We start from the raw sequence: 17,844 nt of genomic DNA, 5'->3' as shown, positions 1-17,844 counted from the left end.
CAGGCGCAGGTGCCGCAACGGGTCTGCGCCTCTCAAACCGCCTGATGTAAAAGGGATTTGAACCATGGCCAAAGTGATCGGTATCGACCTCGGTACGACGAACTCCTGCATTGCCATCATGGATGGCAGCAAACCACGCGTGATCGAAAACAGCGAAGGTGCCCGCACCACGCCGTCGATCGTCGCATTTACGGATGACGAACGCCTTGTCGGCCAACCGGCAAAACGGCAGGCCGTCACCAACCCCGAAAACACAATCTTTGCCGTCAAGCGTCTGATCGGTCGTCGGTTCGACGATTCCGATCTGGCCAAGGACAAGAAGAACATGCCGTTCACCGTCGTCGACGGTGGCAACGGTGACGCATGGGTTCAGGCCAAGGGTGAGAAATATTCCCCCAGCCAGATCAGTGCGTTCATTCTGGGCAAGATGAAAGAAACCGCCGAATCCTATCTGGGCGAAGAAGTGACGCAGGCCGTCATCACCGTGCCCGCCTATTTCAACGACGCCCAGCGTCAGGCCACCAAGGACGCAGGCAAGATCGCCGGTCTGGAAGTGCTGCGGATCATCAACGAACCCACTGCTGCTGCGCTGGCCTACGGTCTGGACAAAAAAGACACCAAAACCATTGCCGTCTATGACCTTGGCGGCGGTACGTTCGACGTCACGATCCTGGAAATCGACGACGGTTTGTTCGAAGTGAAATCCACCAACGGCGACACGTTCCTGGGTGGTGAAGATTTCGACATGCGGATCGTCAACTATCTGGCGGACGAGTTCAAAAAAGAACACTCTGTCGATCTGACGAAGGACAAGATGGCGCTTCAGCGGCTGAAGGAAGCTGCCGAAAAGGCCAAGATCGAACTGTCCAGCTCGTCCTCGACCGAGATCAACCAGCCCTTTATTTCGATGGGGTCGAACGGTCAGCCGCTGCACATGGTCATGAAACTGACCCGCGCCAAGCTGGAAAGCCTGGTGGGCGACCTGATCAAAAACTCGATCAAGCCGTGCAAGGACGCGTTGAAAGACGCCGGTCTGTCCGTCAGCGACATCGACGAAGTCGTGCTTGTCGGCGGTATGACCCGCATGCCCAAGGTCAAGGAAGAAGTCGCCAAGTTCTTCGGCAAGGAAGCGCATCAGGGTGTGAACCCCGACGAAGTCGTCGCCATGGGTGCCGCCATTCAGGCCGGCGTTCTGCAAGGTGACGTCAAGGACGTGGTCCTGCTGGACGTGACGCCGCTGTCGCTGGGCATCGAAACGCTGGGTGGCGTGTTCACCCGTCTGATCGACCGCAACACGACGATCCCGACCAAGAAATCGCAGACCTTCTCGACCGCCGAAGACAACCAGAACGCCGTGACCCTGCGCGTGTTCCAGGGTGAACGCGAAATGGCGGCCGACAACAAGATGCTGGGCCAGTTCAACCTTGAAGGCATCCCGCCCGCACCGCGCGGCATGCCCCAGATCGAAGTGACGTTCGACATCGACGCCAACGGCATCGTGTCGGTCGGCGCCAAGGACAAGGGCACGGGCAAGGAACAGACCATCACGATCCAAGCCTCGGGCGGTCTGTCCGACGATGACATCGAGGAAATGGTCAAGGACGCCGAAGCCAACGCAGAGGCCGACAAGGAACGCCGTGGGCTGGTCGAAGCCAAGAACCAGGCAGAAAGCCTGATTCACTCGACCGAAAAGTCGATGGAAGAACACGCCGACAAGGTGGACCCGACCACCATCGAAGCCATCGAACTGGCCATCGCCGCCCTGAAGGACGATCTGGAAAAGAACGACGCCGCGAAAATCAAATCCGGCATCCAGAACGTCACCGAATCCGCGATGAAGCTGGGTGAAGCCATCTATAAGGCCAGCCAGGACGCCGAAGACGGCGGTGCGGACGAACCGAAAAGCGCCGACGAGGATGATATCCTCGACGCCGATTTCGAAGATCTTGACGACGAAAAGCGCAACTAAGGCATCCGCCTGACGGGATAGACCGGCCCCTTTAACCGGGCCGGTCTTTTTCCATTCCCAAGGGGGACGAAATGGCAAAACGCGATTATTACGAAACACTGGGCCTTGCCCGTGGGGCCGACGCGGCAGACATCAAAAAAGCCTACCGCCAGAAGGCCAAGGAACTGCATCCTGACCGCAACGCGGACAATCCGCGCGCAGAAGAACAGTTCAAGGAAGCCAACGAAGCCTACGAGGTTTTGAAAGACGCCGAAAAGAAAGCCGCCTATGACCGCTACGGTCACGCTGCATTCGAAGGCGGCATGGGCGGCGGCGGTGGCCCGCGCGGTCCGCAGGGACAGGGCGATTTCGCATCTGCCTTTTCCGACGTCTTCGACGACCTGTTCGGCGATTTCATGGGTGGCCAGCGCGGTGGCGGTGGTGGACGAGCACGGGCCACGCGGGGATCGGACCTGCGGTTCAACCTGCGTGTGAAACTTGAAGACGCCTATACCGGTCAGCAAAAGACGATCACCGTCCCGACCGCCGTACAATGCGGCAATTGCAAAGGCACCGGTGCCGACGACGGATCAGAAGCCGTCACCTGTCCGACCTGTTCGGGCATGGGAAAGGTGCGCGCGCAGCAGGGCTTTTTCACGGTCGAACGGACCTGCCCGACCTGTAACGGCGCGGGCCAGACGGTCAAGAATCCGTGCCATGTCTGCCACGGGGCCGGTCGCGTCGAAAAAGAAAAATCGCTGTCGGTCAACATCCCTGCCGGTGTCGAAACCGGCACCCGCATCCGGCTTGCCGGTGAAGGCGAAGCCGGGATGCGCGGCGGGCCGGCGGGTGATCTGTATATCTTTATCGAAGTCGAAGATCACAAGCTTTTCGAACGTGAATCGACCAACCTGTTCTGTCGCGTGCCGGTCAGCATCGCCTCTGCCGCCTTGGGTGGCGAAATAGAGGTGCCGACCATCGACGGTGGCCGGTCCCGCGTAAAAATTCCCGAAGGCAGCCAGTCAGGCCGCCAGATGCGCCTGCGTGGCAAGGGCATGCCCGCCCTGCGCGGCGGCGGCGCGGGGGATATGTTCATCGAACTGGCCGTTGAAACGCCGGTGAACCTGACAAGCCGCCAAAAGGAAATCCTGCGGGAATTCGACACTCTGTCAAAGGAAAACAACCCGCAAGGGTCGTCATTTTTCAAAAGCGTCAAAGGCTTCTGGGATTCGATGAAGGGCTAGATCCAGTCACATCGCAGACAGACTGTGATTATCGAACGGCGCTCCATCGGGGCGCCGTTTCACTTTGCAAAAGGCGGACGCTGCGTCGTCAGCTGACGTTAACCGACGATTCATTCCTGCAAAGCTACCTTGAGGCATGATGTCAGGATTTCAGGATGCCCTCCCGCTGTTCGGTGATCCGGACGAAGCACCGGTTCAGCCGGTCACAGGCCGCTTGCCATCCTACATCCGTGACCACCGTGCACGTCTGCGCGCGCGGTTCAGGTCCGGCGGTGCCGCCGCGCTGCCGGATTATGAATTGCTGGAATTGCTGCTGTTCCGGTCCATCGCCCGGCAAGATGTAAAACCGTTGGCCCACCGTCTGATCGACCGCTTCGGGGATTTGGCGGGGGTGCTGTCCGCGTCCCCGGATCATCTTGCGAACATCGACGGTGTCGGTGACGCCGTCATCACAGACCTGAAACTGGTCGAAGCCGCGACGCACCGCATGGCGCGCGGACGCGTCATGCAGCGCCATGTGGTGTCCAGTTGGGCCGCGTTGCTGGATTATTGCCACACGGTCATGTCGCACCGTGAAACAGAACAATTCCGCATCCTGTTTCTGGACACCCGCAACACCCTGATTGCCGACGAAGCACAGGCCAGCGGCACCATCGACCACGTCCCGGTCTACCCGCGCGAGGTTGTGAAACGTGCGCTGGAACTGAATGCCGCATCGATCATTCTGGTCCACAATCATCCATCGGGCGACCCCACGCCGTCAGACGCCGATATCAGCATGACAAAACAGATCGCAGCTGCGGCGGATGCTTTGCGCATCACAGTTCATGACCACCTGATCATCGGAAAATCGCATGAACTGTCTTTTCGCGCCGAAGGATTGCTTTAGTCACCGATCCAGACTTCGACCCGCCTGTTCATACGGCGTCCGCGTTCGGTATCGTCACATCCGATGGGCAAGGCCTCGCCAAAGGCTTCTGTCGTGATCCGGATCTGATCCGGCACATCACCCAACACGGCCATCAGTCTGCTTTTGATTTCTTCTGCACGCCCAGCCGAAAGGTCGTGGTTGGCCGCAGCCGGTCCTTCACCGTCGCTGAACCCCATCAGCAGAATTTCGCGCCCGTCATAGGCGCCTGCCCGGATGTTGTGCGCCAGCGTCAACAGATTTGCGCTTGATACCGGGTCCAGCGTCGTACCGCCGACTTCGAACCGGAACGTCAGGGACGACCGCGCGCGCAGATGCATCATGGAAACCATGCGCTGCAATTCCGGAAGTGGCGTATCGACGCCTGCAATCGTGATGGCATGGGCAAGGCGACCGCCTTGGGCATCCAGCGGAATAGGCACGACACCCAAATCCATCAGCCCAGATCGACGGATGATCAAATGTGCCTCTGGTGTGCGCAGAAAGGCCAGAAAATCCACCACGATCTGCGGTTGCCGTTTCTGGGCCAGCGTCAGAAAAACCGGGGTCGTCAACGGATAATCCTGCGTTTTGACACCGGCCAGACGTGGTGCAGATGTCAGGCCGCAGGCATCGGACAGCCCCAGCGCCTGTGCGACGCCGGTTGCATTCAACGCCGTCACCCCCAACGCGCCGGGATCGGCGGCAACAGCGCGGCTTAGCGTTTCGGCGTCCGTATGAAAGGTGATCGCGCCGGGATCGTCCGGCAATGAGGCCAGAAACGCATCCACCTGACCATCTGACTGCGGTCCAAGATGCAGGGACAGCGCCGCGCCATCAGGCCAAGTCTGCAAACCACCCGTAAAAGCCGCATCAAGGTCGGCAGGGTCAATCGTGCGAACAGGATTAACGGGCGACACGATCGGCACCAACGCATCGATACCCAGAACAACCACATGCCCAAGCCCACGCAGGTTGGCCAATCCCACGTCCGCCGCACGCATGTTTTCCTGATCGGACGCTTCACGAAATGCCAAAACCGCGTCGGCCTGAAACGCCACGATGTCGGCAAACCCTTCGGCGCTGTTGGACGATACGATCGGCAGATCCAGCACCGGGACATCCTGCCCATCGACCAGTGACACATGCGTTGCGTTCGGGGTGACGATTTTTTGCACGGCGGACAAACCCTGTGCGCGGGCAAATCCATCCAGCAAGGCAGGCAGCAGGATTTCAGTCAGCCGTCTATCGCCCACCACCCGCAGTCGTGGCACGAAATTGGCCGGGTCAGGACAGGCATCGCCGCGGCAGGTCACCCGACTGTAATCCACCGCCAACGGGCCGTAATCCGATTCGATCCGCAGGTATGTGCCGTCGTAGCTGACGATCCGGCCAGTCAATTCCAGACCACCCTGCGCCGACGTGATGGTGACGTCCTGGGCATAGGCCGCTGACCAAAAGAAAAGACATGCGGCAACCAAAGGCGTCGCATGTCTTGTCAGGTATTTCAAATTGTCACGCGCATTCATTTCGCGGCGAGTGTCAGGTCCTCGAACATATTATTCAACACCAGAAATTCACCCACAGCGTCGCAGCCCGGCATCGTCATCACCAGATCGGTGGCGTCGGTCAGGGCGTCAGGGCCGACCTGCAGGCTTTGTGCCGCAACATCGCGTCCGCAGTTGCGATCCGACACTTCGGCCTCGACGCTGAGCAGAACACTGCCATCGCGGGCATTCGCGCCGCTGGGAAAGGTGTAGACCTCTGCCATGAACGCGTCGCTGATCGCCACGTTGCCAAGCCGCGTCAGCACGCCGCCCTGCCCATATTCAGCCGCTTCCAAACTGCCGGTTGATCCGTTCCAGATGTGACCCTCTTCGAAATAGGCGGCCCCGAATTCAAGCGCATGCAGCTCTACCTGCGAATCACCCTGCCATTGCAGAACGGCGCGGTGAAACTGTTTCAGTTGGGGCACGGCCACACTGGCAGACACCCCTTGACCGGAACCGAAATCGGCGACGAACAGCGCATCGGACGACAGCGCCGGGATCGTGACCTGCAACAGACCGTTGGCGTCCGTCAGTTCCTGAAACATCATGCCGCGGTGATGTATCGTGACGACCGTATCGGGTCGGCAGGCATCGGACAATGTCACCTTGACCATTGCGATCGGCTGAATTTGCGCATCCATTGTTGGGTTGCAAACAACCTCTTCGGTTGCCGGTTCAGGCAGTACCGGTGTGTCCGGCACCATCATCGGCACATCGTCAGGTGCCGCGACCGGTACATCAACGGTTACAGATGCGCTGACGGGGTCCGGCATGATCGGTTGCGTCAGCATCGGCGCGGGCGTTTCGACGGGTAAATCACCAATCGCAGCCATGCGGCTGTCGGTTGGCCCGGCAGGAACAGGCGTTGCGACAGTGGCCGCGCGCACCTGTACGGGGGCAGATGCCGCGACCGGCGGCGTCACCATCGCAGAAGGCGCATCGTCAGTATCACCGCCGATCCGGGACGCAAGTGCGTCACCGTATTGCATGATCGTGCCAATTCCCAACGCCGCGCAAAACGTCACGCCGGCGGTCAGAATTTTCTTTACCTTCAGTCGCATCGCGAAATCCTTGCCTGCAAACTCTGGCGCCAGAAGTGCAGGACAAAGGTGTCCCTAGAATGATGCAATATGGCAAAACATGTGGCCATAACGTGGCCATCCGCGATGCAGCACCCGTCGTGGGGCGCTGCATGCTAGGTTTGGCTTCGTGATTTCAGGTCAGCGCGACGGCGTCAAACGCGCCCGTGGCAATGTTTGAACTTCTTGCCCGATCCACAGGGGCACGCATCGTTACGTGCCGGGTTGCCCCATGTTTTGGGATCGTCTTCGACGAAACCGTCACGTGCTGACGCATCGCCTGCTGTCTTGGCGGATGTTGCACGTTCCACAGCACTGTCTTCGCGCGCTGCGGCCTGTGCTTTCATTTGGGCGATCAGTTGCTGTTGCTGTTCCGGCGACATCGGCTGGATCTGTGCCAGCTTTTCCGTCACGTCGATCCGCAGACCGTCCAGCAGGCGTTCGAACAGCTGAAAACCTTCGGTCTTGTATTCGTTCAGCGGATCACGTTGTGCATACCCCCGAAAGCCAACGACAGACCGCAGATGTTCCAGCGTGATCAAGTGTTCACGCCACTTGCTGTCAATCGTCTGCAGCAGGATCTGCTTTTCGACGCTGCGCATGGTTTCCGCACCAAAGGATTCTTCCTTTTTGCCCATCGCTTCGTCACTGGCGGCTTCAAGCCGTTCGCGCATGATCGCGTTGTCGACGCCTTCTTCTTCGCCCCATGTCAGCACGGGCACGTCGATCCCCAGCACGCGCTTTACCTCTGCATCCAGTCCGTCCAGATCCCACTGATCGGCATAGGACCGTTCGGGCATATGCTCATCGACCATGTCTTCGATCACCTGATGGCGCATGTCGCTGGTGATTTCGGACAGATCCTGCGCTTCCATGATTTCGCGGCGCTGGCCAAAGATGACCTTGCGCTGCTCGTTCATCACGTCATCGTATTTCAGCAACTGCTTGCGGATGTCAAAGTTGCGGCCTTCGACCTTGGCTTGCGCACGTTCTAGCGACTTGTTCACCCATGGGTGGATGATCGCTTCGCCCTCTTTCATGCCCAGCGTCGACAGCACTTTTTCCAGACGCTCGGACCCGAAAATCCGCATCAGATCGTCTTCGAGCGACAAAAAGAACACCGAACGACCGGGGTCGCCCTGACGCCCGGACCGGCCACGCAGCTGGTTGTCGATCCGGCGGCTTTCATGGCGTTCGGTCGCCAGAACGAACAGGCCACCGGCTTCCAGCACCTTGTTCTTTTCGCTTTCGTGTTCCGCGTTGATCCGCTGGCGCAGCGCATCGGGGTCGGCATCGGGATCGGCGGTCAGCGATTCCTGCACCTTTATCTCGACGTTGCCACCCAGTTGGATGTCGGTGCCGCGCCCGGCCATGTTGGTGGCGATGGTCACGGCCCCCACCTTGCCCGCGTCCGCGATGATCTGGGCTTCCTGTTCGTGCTGGCGCGCGTTCAGGACGTTGTGGGTAATGTTTTCCTTGGTCAGCAACTGCGACAGGAATTCCGACTTTTCGATGGATGTCGTTCCAACGAGCACCGGCTGACCCTTGGCATAGGCCAGTTTGATTTCGTCGACCACACCCGCAAATTTTTCCTGCGCCGTGCGGTAAACCTGATCGTGTTCGTCCTGCCGCGCGATGGGCCGGTTCGTCGGCACCTCGACCACGCCAAGGCGATAGATTTCCCGAAATTCGTCCGCTTCGGTCAGGGCGGTGCCTGTCATGCCTGCCAGCTTGTCATACAGCCGGAAATAGTTCTGAAAGGTGACAGAGGCGAGTGTCACGTTTTCGGGCCGGATCTTGACGCCCTCTTTCGCTTCGATGGCTTGGTGCAGACCGTCGGACAGACGCCGCCCGGTCATCATGCGGCCAGTGAATTCGTCGATCAGCACCACATCATCGTCACGGACGATGTAATCCTTGTCCTTGGTGAACAGCTTGTGCGCCCGCAAAGCCTGATTGACGTGATGGACCAGCGATGCACTTTCGGGATCGTACAGGGATTGGCCATCGGGCAATTGGCCCGATTTAGACAGCGCGTCCTCGATGAAATCGTTGCCTTCGTCGGTATAGGTGACCTGGCGGGTTTTTTCGTCCAGCGTAAAATGCTCATCCAGAATACCCGGCACGATCTTGTCGATTTCGCGGTACATTTCCGACCGGTCCTGCGCAGGACCAGAGATGATCAGCGGCGTCCGGGCTTCGTCGATCAGGATGCTGTCGACCTCGTCCACAATCGCAAAATTGTGCGGACGCTGATACATCTGCTTCAATTCCGACTTCATGTTGTCGCGCAGATAATCGAAACCCAGCTCGTTGTTCGTGGCATAGGTGACATCGCACTGGTAGGCATGGCTTTTTTCGGCGTCCGGTTGCTGCGGCACCACAACCCCGGTCGTCAGTCCCAGCGCACCATAAACCTTTGCCATCCAGTCCGCGTCACGGCGCGCCAGATAATCGTTGACCGTCACGATATGCACGCCCTTGCCGGACAGTGCGTTCAGATAGGCCGGAAAGGTCGCGACAAGGGTTTTACCCTCGCCCGTCTTCATTTCTGCGATATTGCCCTGATGCAGAAAAATCCCGCCCATCAACTGGGTGTCGAATGCCCGCAGACCCAGCGCGCGGCGCGCAGCTTCGCGGCAGTTGGCAAAGGCTTCGGGCAACAGATCGTCCAGGCTTTCGCCGTTGCGGGCACGTTCCTGCAGGGACCGCGTCCGGGCAAGGATGTCTTCGTCGGACAACGCGGTGAATTCGGGTTCCAGTTCGTTGATCTTGGCGACCAGCGGGCGCGCGGATTTGACCTTGCGGTCGTTGGAGGTCCCGAAGACCTTTTTGGTAATGGTTCCAAGACCCAGCATATATTCTCCGCAGGCGATTGCCGCCCATGTGATCCGATTGACAGAGGAGGTTGCTTGAAGGCTGTCGCATGCGCCCCTAAACAGGGCCCAAGACCTGCCCCCTGTCGGCTTTGAGCCGATGTAAGGGGCGGACCCTGCACTGTCAACGTGCGCCCCCCTTGGGCGCCACGCACAAAGGACAAAAGACTATGACCAGACTATCCGCGCTGATGGGCGCAGCCGCCATCGCCATGACCGCACAGACGGCTTCGGCACAGGACGCATCCACCGTTGTCGCCACCGTCGGCGACACTGACATCACGCTTGGCGAAATGATCATTGCCCGCGCCAGCCTGCCTGAACAATATGACCAGTTCCCGCCTGATGTCCTGTTTCAGGGTATCGTTGACCAGTTGGTCCAGCAGCAACTGCTGTCCGAACAACTGGAAGACGTTCCGTTCCGGGTCGACATGGCGCTGACCAACGAAGAACGCTCTCTCAAGGCCGGTGAGGTCATCACCCAGATCAGCGAAAATGCCGTCACGGACGAAGCCGTGCAGGCGCGCTATGACGAAATCGTCGCAGAATTCGAAGCCAACCCAACAACGGAATACAATGCCAGCCACCTGCTGGTCGAAACCGAAGAAGAAGCACAGGCCGCTGCGGAACGCGCGCAGTCAGGTGAAGATTTCGCTGCATTGGCACAGGAATTGTCCACGGGTCCGTCCGGCCCGACTGGCGGTGAACTGGGTTGGTTCGGACCGGGTGCGATGGTCGCTGAATTCGAAGAAGCGGTCACCGGGATGGACGTCGGTGCCGTATCCGACCCCGTCCAGACCCAATTCGGCTGGCACGTGATCAAGCTGAACGAAACACGCCCGGTCGAAGCGCCAGCATTGGATGCCGTGCGCGACGAAATCCGCGGTGAAATCCAGCAAGAGGCCATCACCAGCCGGATCGACGAATTGCGCGCAGCGACCGAGATCACTCTGCCGGAAGAAGGCGCCTTCGACCCTCAGGTGCTGAACAACCTCGAACTGCTGGAACCCTGATATGCCATTGTCCCCGCTTGCACCTGCAGCCTTTCCCGACTTACCCGTCATTGACGGCGTCACCTTTGCTGCGGCGCAGGCGGGGGTGAAATACAAGAACCGGACCGACGTGATGCTGGCGTTGCTGACAGACGGTAGCACAGTCGCCGGTGTGTTCACCCGCTCCGCGACCCGGTCCGCCCCTGTGCTGGACTGTCAGGCCAAACTGGGCGCGGGGACCGGCCCCGCCGCGATTTTGGTGAATTCCGGCAATTCCAACGCCTTTACCGGGCGGGCGGGCACAGGATCGGTCGATGCGATCTGTGCAGCGGTATCCGATGCGACAGGCGTGGCGCAGGACCGCGTTTTTACCGCGTCCACCGGCGTGATCGGTGAACCCCTGCCCCATGACCGCATCATCGCGTCATTGACCACGTTGACGGACAGCATGTCACCCAACGGGATCGGTGACGCAGCCCGCGCGATCATGACGACCGACACCTTTGCAAAGGGCGCGACCAGGACCGTGACGATCGACGGACAGGATGTGCAGATTGCAGGTATCGCAAAGGGGTCGGGCATGATTGCGCCCGACATGGCGACCATGCTGGTCTATATCTTTACCGATGCGGTCTGCGCCTATGACGTGCTGCAACCGATGCTGGCACGCCTGACCGACCGGACATTCAACAACATCACCGTCGATAGCGATACATCAACGTCCGACAGCCTGATGCTGGCGGCAACCGGCGCCAGCGGTGTCGATGTCGCGGGGAACCCCGCGTTCGAGGATGCACTGCATTCCGTCATGCTGGATCTGTCACATCAAGTCGTGCGCGACGGCGAAGGTGCGACAAAATTCGTGACCGTCGCGGTCACCGGCGCTGAGTCGGATTCCGATGCCCGGCTGGTGGCGATGGCGACCGCGAACAGCCCGCTAGTGAAAACCGCGATCGCGGGCGAAGATCCGAACTGGGGCCGCATCGTCATGGCCGTCGGCAAATCCGGCGCGCAGGCCGACCGTGACCGCCTGACAATCAAGCTGGGTGATCTGACGCTTGCCGAAAATGGCTGGCGGTCCCCCGATTATTCGGAATCCGATTGCGCCGCCTATATGAAAAACGCGGACCTGACGATCGGGATCGATCTGGGTTTGGGCGACGGTGCCTGCACTGTCTGGACCTGCGATCTGACCCACGAATATATCCGGATCAATGCAGATTACCGGTCGTGAAGACAGTCCTCGTCTCTGCCGTTGCGTTGATCGATGTCGACGGACGCGTGCTGCTGGCCCAACGCCCCAAAGGCAAATCGCTGGCGGGACTTTGGGAATTTCCCGGCGGCAAGGTTGATCCGGGCGAAACACCGGAAATCGCCCTGATCCGCGAACTGCAAGAAGAGTTGGGCATCGACACCTGGGCATCGTGCCTTGCACCGCTGACGTTCGCATCGCACAGCTACGATGATTTTCATTTGCTGATGCCGCTGTTCGCCTGCCGCAAATGGAACGGCACACCGACCGGGCGTGAAGGCCAGACGTTGAAATGGGTCCGCGCCAACGAATTGCGCGACTATCCCATGCCACCCGCCGACATTCCGCTGATCCCGATTCTGCGCGACTGGATCTAGCGCGGCAACGCTTGTCGGGGTTTTCAAACAACTCAGAACGCGGTGCCTGCAACGCACGGCAAATTTTCCATCCCGCACTGACAAACGCAAACGGCCCGCAGGATTTCTCCTGCGGGCCGTATTTTCAAGAAGACCGGTTCAAAGCGACCGTTCGACCGATTCGCGTTCGAAGATTTCGATCACGTCACCTTCGCGGACGTCTTCGTAGTTTTCAAACGCCATACCGCATTCCTGACCCGACTGGACCTCTGCCACTTCGTCCTTGAAGCGCTTCAGCGTTTTCAGCGTGCCTTCGTGGATGACCACGTTGTCGCGCAGCAGACGGACACCGGCGGACCGGCGGGCAACGCCTTCGGTCACCAGACAACCCGCGACCTTGCCGATACCGGTCACCTTGAACACTTCCTTGATGTTCGCGTAACCGATGAACTTTTCGCGGATTTCCGCGCTCAGCAGGCCAGAGGCCGCGGCTTTCACGTCGTCCACAAGGTCATAGATGACCGAGTAATAACGGATCTCCACGCCCTTTTGGTTGGCGGTGTTCCGCGCCGTGGCGTTGGCACGGACGTTGAACCCGAACACCGGCGCGCCGGATGCTTCGGCAAGACCGATATCGGTTTCGGTGATCGCACCCACGCCCGAATGCAGCACGCGCACGCGGACTTCGTCGTTGCCGATCTTTTCCATCGCCTGAACGATGGCTTCGGCTGACCCCTGCACATCGGCTTTCACCAGAATAGGCAGTTCGTTGACGTTTGCGTTCGCCTTTGCGTTTGCCATTAGCTGTTCCAGCGTCGTGGCGGCACCCAATGCGGCGCGCTTGTCCTTGGCGACCTGCGCACGATAGTCCGCAATTTCGCGGGCTTGCGATTCGGTTTCGGTCACGTTCAGCACGTCGCCTGCTTCTGGCGTTCCGTTCAGACCCAGAACCTCGACCGGGACGGACGGGCCGGCTTCCTTGATGCGGTCGCCCTTGTCGTCGATCAGCGCACGGACCTTGCCCCATTGTTCACCGACGACAAAGATATCGCCCTGCCTCAACGTGCCGTTCTGCACCAGAACCGTCGCAACGGGGCCACGGCCCACGTCCAGCTGCGCCTCGATCACGGCACCCATGGCAGCGCGGTCTGGGTTGGCTTTCAGTTCCAGAATTTCCGCCTGCAACGCGATGGCGTCCAACAGCGCATCAAGCCCCTGACCCGTCTGGGCAGACACTTCGACGTCCTGCACATCACCGGACATCGCTTCCACGATGACTTCGTGTTGCAGCAGATCCGTACGCACCTTGTTGGCGTCGGCAGCGGGCTTGTCCATCTTGTTGATGGCCACGATCATCGGCACCTTGGCCGCTTTGGCGTGATTGATCGCTTCGATCGTCTGCGGCATCACAGCGTCATCCGCTGCAACCACCAGCACCACGATATCCGTGACCTGCGCACCGCGCGACCGCATCGAGGTGAACGCGGCGTGACCCGGTGTATCCAGGAACGACAGCGTCTGACCCGATTTCGTGATCACCTGATAGGCACCGATGTGCTGGGTGATCCCGCCCGCTTCGCCCGCGACAACGCGTGCGTTGCGAATGGCGTCCAGCAGCGATGTCTTGCCGTGGTCGACGTGGCCCATGATCGTGATGATCGGGGCACGCGGTTTGAGATCGGATGCCTTGTCTTCGGTCTGGTCAATGACCTGTTCAACGTCGGAATCGGACACGCGCACGACACGGTGACCGAATTCTTCGATCAGCAGTTCCGCTGTGTCAGCATCGATGGTTTCGGTCTGCGTGACCATCATGCCCATCTGCATCAGCGATTTGACGATATCGGATGTCCGTTCGGCCATCCGGTTCGCCAGTTCACCGACAGTGATCGCTTCGGGCAACTGGACGTCGCGCACGACCTTTTCACGCTCGACCTGACCGCCCATCGCCTTTTGGCGATTCCGTTCCTGCTTGCGCTTCATGGCGGCCATGGATTTCGGACGACCACCGGCACCGCCGCGCAGAGCGTCGTTTACGGTCAGCTTGCCGGACCGGCGACCATCGTCGCTGCGGCCGGGTTTGCTGTCGCGCGGTTTCACATCGCGGTCACGATCGGTCTTGCGCGGAGCGGCGGACGGACGCGACACGGCGGTTTCGCCCGGTGCAGCAGCAGCCGGGTTCGGCGCAGCAGCGGGGGCAGGCGCGTTCTTGGCGGCCTCTTCCTTGCGGCGCTTTTCGTCTTCTTCCGCAGCTTTCGCCTTGGCGCGCTCTTCGCGTGCGCGATCCTCGGCCTCTTTGGCTTCGATTTCGGCACGACGGCGCTCGCGCTCTTCGGCGCGGGATTTTTCTTCGGCTTCACGCTTTGCGTTGTCTTCGGCTTCACGAGCCTTGGACATCGCCAACGCCTTCATCCGGCGTTCCAGCTCGACATCGGAAATGCCGGCAGGACGTTTCGACGGATCACCGCCGATCCGGGTTCCGGTTGTCGTCGTTGTTTTCGCCGCGCCGGGCTTCGGCACGACCACGCGCTTGCGCTTGGTCTCCACGACAACATTCTTGGTCCGCCCATGCGAAAAGCTTTGCTTTACGTTGCTGGGTCGAGAGCCGCCAAGGCCGAGTGGTTTCTTGCCGTCAGTATCGCTCATCTAGCTACATATCCTTCCCGACAGCCGGATCGCTGTCGTCAATCTCGCGCAGGCCGCGCAGTCTTGCGGCCTCCATTACTACACGGTCGCTAATTCCGCCAGCGGCGAGCGCGCCATGTATCACACTTTGCCGACCAAATGCCAAACCCAGTTCGGCGCCCGTCAGGCAGTTGAAATAACGGGCCCCTTCCGGGGTCCAAAGTTTTGCCTTACCTCGTTCCGATCCATCGGCGGCTTGCAACAGGACACGCACACGCGCGCCCCCTGCCAACCAGCCCTTGACCTTTTCGAAGCCACAGACCGCAAGTCCGGCCTTGCGGGCCATTGCGATCAGATCGACGACCCGGCGGGACAACTGGCGTTCCACCTCTGCCGTCAGGGCGTCTGGCACCGTCACCGCCTGTTTTGCGGATCGGCTGAATTGCCCCTTTTTGGCCGCATCAAGTGCATCGCGGGTCGATGCCACATAGATGCCCCGCCCCGGTAATTTTTCCAGCACATCCGGCACGACCGCATGATCAGGCCCCACGACAAAGCGGATAAGTCCCGATTTCGGGGCCGTCTCGCCGGTGACGATGCACCGACGTTCGGGGCCGTCTTCCCGGTTCTTAGTTGTTCCACCGCGCGACATATCTGACGTCAGAGGCTTAAGCCTCTGCCTCTTCTGGCATATCGGTGTCTTCTGCGTCCGATACAAGATCATCGGGATCGACCCAGCCCAACATCACGCGCGCGGTCATCACCATGTTCTGCGCTTCTTCAAGGCTGATGTCGAATTTTTCCAACGCACCTTCATCCTTGTGGCGTTCGCCGTTCACGATCGTCCAGCCGCCCGCCAGTTCCCAGTCGGCACAGGTGGCAAAATCTTCCAGCGTCTTGACGTCGTCCTGTGCCAGCGCTTCGACCATCTGCGGGGTCAGGCCTTCGAAACCGATCAGGCTGTCTTCGGCACCCAGTTCACGGGCGCGTTCCAGTGCCTTGGTGTTCTGCGCTTCCAGATAATCGCGGGCACGGGCCTGCAATTCGCTGGCGGTGTCGTCGTCGACGCCTTCGATGACCAGCAGCTCTTCTGCCTCGACATAGGCGACTTCTTCAAGGTTGGTGAACCCTTCGGACACCAACAACTGGGCAAAGAATTCGTCAAGATCCAGCGTGTCCATGAACAGTTTGGTCCGCACTTCGAATTCGGCCTGACGACGCTTTGATTCTTCTTCTTCGGTCAGGATGTCGATATCCAGACCGGTCAGCATCGACGCCAGACGCACGTTCTGGCCACGACGGCCAATCGCCAGCGACAGTTGTTCGTCGGGCACGACCACTTCGATCTTGCCGGCTTCTTCGTCCAGAACGACCTTGCTGACCTCTGCGGGTTGCAGCGCGTTCACTAGGAACGTCGGCATGTCTTCGTTCCAGGGAATGATGTCGATCTTTTCGCCCTGCAATTCGTTCACGACGGCCTGCACACGGCTGCCGCGCATACCGACGCAGGCCCCGACCGGGTCGATTCCCGAATCATAGGAAATAACAGCGATCTTGGCACGCGACCCGGGATCACGGGCGACCGCCTTGATTTCGATGATGCCTTCGTAGATTTCCGGCACTTCCATCTTGAACAGCTCGGCCATGAATTCGGGCGCGGTCCGTGACAAGAAGATCTGCGGTCCGCGCTGTTCGCGGCGCACGTCCTTGATGTAGCAGCGGATGCGATCGTTCGGGCGGTATGCCTCGCGGCCGATCTTTTCGTTGCGGCGCAGGATCGCTTCGCCGGAACCCACATCGACGATGACATTGCCGTATTCTTCGCGCTTGACCAACGCGTTGATGATCGTGCCTGCGCGGTCCTTGAATTCTTCGTATTGCTTGTCGCGCTCTGCTTCGCGGACCTTTTGCAGGATCACCTGCTTGGCCGATTGCGCGGCGATCCGGCCCAGTTCCACGGGCGGCACCTGTTCAACCAGCGTGTCACCGACCTTGGGGTCTTCGATATAGCCCTTGGCGGTTTCGACAGTAAACTGCGACTGATAGTTTTCGTATTCTTCTTCATCCACCACCGTGCGCACACGGGTGAATGTCGCACGACCGGTCTTGCGGTCGATGTTGACGCGGATGTCCATTTCGGCGCCGTAGCGCGACTTTGCCGCACGGGCGAGCGATTCTTCCATCGCTTCGACCACCAGACCGGGATCGATGTTCTTTTCGCGCGCCACGGCTTCTGCGGTCTGCAAAAGCTCTAGCTGGTTGGCGGATGTAATGGCCATCAGTTCATCTCCTTGCGCGAACTCGGTCGCTTTTTCGTTCTTTTGTCCGGCGCGACATTGTCGTCGCTGTCAATGATCGTCTGCACTTCGTCAAATTGCGCTTCGTCGATCTGACCCCCGTCCTTACGGCCTTTCAGCGCCTCGCGGATCAGGTCGTCGGTCAGCACCAGCTTGGCGTCCGACAGCCAGTCGAATTTAAGACCGATGGTGCCTTCCTCGATCTCGATCAGCACCTCGTCGCCTTCGACGCCCACCAATTCGCCTTTGAACCGGCGGCGGCCGTCGATCAGTTCGTCGGTTTCGATCTTGGCCTCGAACCCCTGCCACTGCTCGAAATCCTTTAGCCTGGTCAGCGGTCGGTCGATGCCGGGGCTGGACACTTCCAGCGTGTAGGCATCCAGAATCGGGTCTTCGACATCCATCACGGCGCTGACGGCCGTACTGATCTGGCCGCAATCGTCGACTTCGATCGTACCGTCGGGTTTCTGCGCCATGATCTGCAAGGTGGTTTCCTTGCCCGACATCAGGCGAATCCGCACGACTTCGTACCCCAAGTCCTCGATGACGGGGGTGATGATTTCCGAGATGCGGCGGTCAATGGCCGCCTTGGCAATCAGGTCATTCATGGAAGATCCTTCCAGGCACAAAAAAACGGGCGCGCGGCCCGTTTTGAATTCCGGTTGGGCGCTGGGGGTGGAAGCCAGCGCGCCGCTGTTGGCAACCACATAGACCCAGC

Annotated in this window: 13 protein-coding genes; 6 read left to right on the top strand and 7 right to left on the bottom strand. The window is 59.8% G+C overall.

Annotation, left to right across the window (positions count from 1 at the left end; genetic code table 11):
* Positions 1-64: 64 nt before the first annotated feature.
* From dnaK to radC, 3 genes are all read left to right on the top strand, one after another.
* Positions 65-1,969, top strand: coding sequence for a molecular chaperone DnaK (gene dnaK / locus GZH79_RS09115; RefSeq protein WP_211643465.1), 1,905 nt, complete (start codon positions 65-67; stop codon positions 1,967-1,969).
* 71 nt (positions 1,970-2,040) lie between these two features.
* The gene (dnaJ, locus tag GZH79_RS09110; protein WP_211643464.1) at positions 2,041-3,192 is read left to right on the top strand and encodes a molecular chaperone DnaJ; all 1,152 of its coding nucleotides are present in this window, start codon (positions 2,041-2,043) and stop codon (positions 3,190-3,192) included.
* Between the two features lie 139 nt (positions 3,193-3,331).
* Positions 3,332-4,081: a DNA repair protein RadC gene (radC, locus tag GZH79_RS09105; RefSeq protein WP_211643500.1), complete on the top strand. Its 750-nt coding sequence runs from the start codon at positions 3,332-3,334 to the stop codon at positions 4,079-4,081.
* On the opposite strand, the gene GZH79_RS09100 is transcribed toward radC, so the two are convergent.
* The 3 genes from GZH79_RS09100 to secA form a co-directional block, all read right to left on the bottom strand.
* Entirely contained in the window at positions 4,078-5,610 is a 1,533-nt protein-coding gene (locus GZH79_RS09100) for a phosphate ABC transporter substrate-binding/OmpA family protein (RefSeq protein WP_211643463.1), read from the bottom strand. The two genes, radC and GZH79_RS09100, sit on opposite strands and share 4 nt — an antisense overlap.
* A gap of 14 nt (positions 5,611-5,624) precedes the next feature.
* The gene (locus GZH79_RS09095; RefSeq protein WP_211643462.1) at positions 5,625-6,710 is read right to left on the bottom strand and encodes a hypothetical protein; all 1,086 of its coding nucleotides are present in this window, start codon (positions 6,708-6,710) and stop codon (positions 5,625-5,627) included.
* A 173-nt stretch (positions 6,711-6,883) separates the two neighbouring features.
* Entirely contained in the window at positions 6,884-9,586 is a 2,703-nt protein-coding gene (secA, locus tag GZH79_RS09090) for a preprotein translocase subunit SecA (RefSeq protein WP_211643461.1), read from the bottom strand.
* 188 nt (positions 9,587-9,774) lie between these two features.
* Here secA and GZH79_RS09085 point away from each other — a divergent pair, with 188 nt between their 5' ends.
* From GZH79_RS09085 to mutT, 3 genes are read left to right on the top strand one after another with little or no spacing between them, the layout of a single operon-like run.
* Positions 9,775-10,617: a peptidylprolyl isomerase gene (locus GZH79_RS09085; protein WP_211643460.1), complete on the top strand. Its 843-nt coding sequence runs from the start codon at positions 9,775-9,777 to the stop codon at positions 10,615-10,617.
* Position 10,618: 1 nt separating this feature from the next.
* Positions 10,619-11,830: a bifunctional glutamate N-acetyltransferase/amino-acid acetyltransferase ArgJ gene (gene argJ / locus GZH79_RS09080; RefSeq protein ID WP_211643459.1), complete on the top strand. Its 1,212-nt coding sequence runs from the start codon at positions 10,619-10,621 to the stop codon at positions 11,828-11,830.
* Positions 11,827-12,225, top strand: a complete 399-nt coding sequence (gene mutT, locus GZH79_RS09075; protein ID WP_211643458.1) for an 8-oxo-dGTP diphosphatase MutT — start codon at positions 11,827-11,829, stop codon at positions 12,223-12,225. The genes argJ and mutT overlap by 4 nt, the downstream gene beginning before the upstream one ends.
* 138 nt (positions 12,226-12,363) lie before the next feature.
* On the opposite strand, the gene infB is transcribed toward mutT, so the two are convergent.
* The 4 genes from infB to rimP are packed head-to-tail and all read right to left on the bottom strand — an operon-like array spanning position 12,364 to position 17,734.
* Positions 12,364-14,850 (bottom strand): translation initiation factor IF-2, encoded by a 2,487-nt coding sequence (gene infB / locus GZH79_RS09070; protein ID WP_211643457.1) that lies wholly within the window; start codon positions 14,848-14,850, stop codon positions 12,364-12,366.
* Between the two features lie 4 nt (positions 14,851-14,854).
* A complete protein-coding gene (locus GZH79_RS09065; protein ID WP_211643456.1) occupies positions 14,855-15,481 on the bottom strand; it encodes an RNA-binding protein in 627 nt (208 codons plus the stop codon).
* Positions 15,482-15,497: 16 nt separating this feature from the next.
* Positions 15,498-17,108, bottom strand: coding sequence for a transcription termination factor NusA (gene nusA, locus GZH79_RS09060; protein WP_211643455.1), 1,611 nt, complete (start codon positions 17,106-17,108; stop codon positions 15,498-15,500).
* Positions 17,108-17,734 carry a ribosome maturation factor RimP gene (gene rimP, locus GZH79_RS09055; protein ID WP_211643454.1) on the bottom strand — a complete coding sequence of 209 codons (627 nt, stop codon included), beginning with the start codon at positions 17,732-17,734 and terminating at the stop codon, positions 17,108-17,110. The genes nusA and rimP overlap by 1 nt, the downstream gene beginning before the upstream one ends.
* Between the last annotated feature and the right edge of the window lie 110 nt (positions 17,735-17,844).

This window comes from Loktanella sp. SALINAS62 (assembly GCF_018263905.1).
Classification (GTDB): domain Bacteria; phylum Pseudomonadota; class Alphaproteobacteria; order Rhodobacterales; family Rhodobacteraceae; genus Loktanella.
Note: the sequence above shows the minus strand (reverse complement) of the source record. Positions and strands in the feature narration are given on the sequence as shown.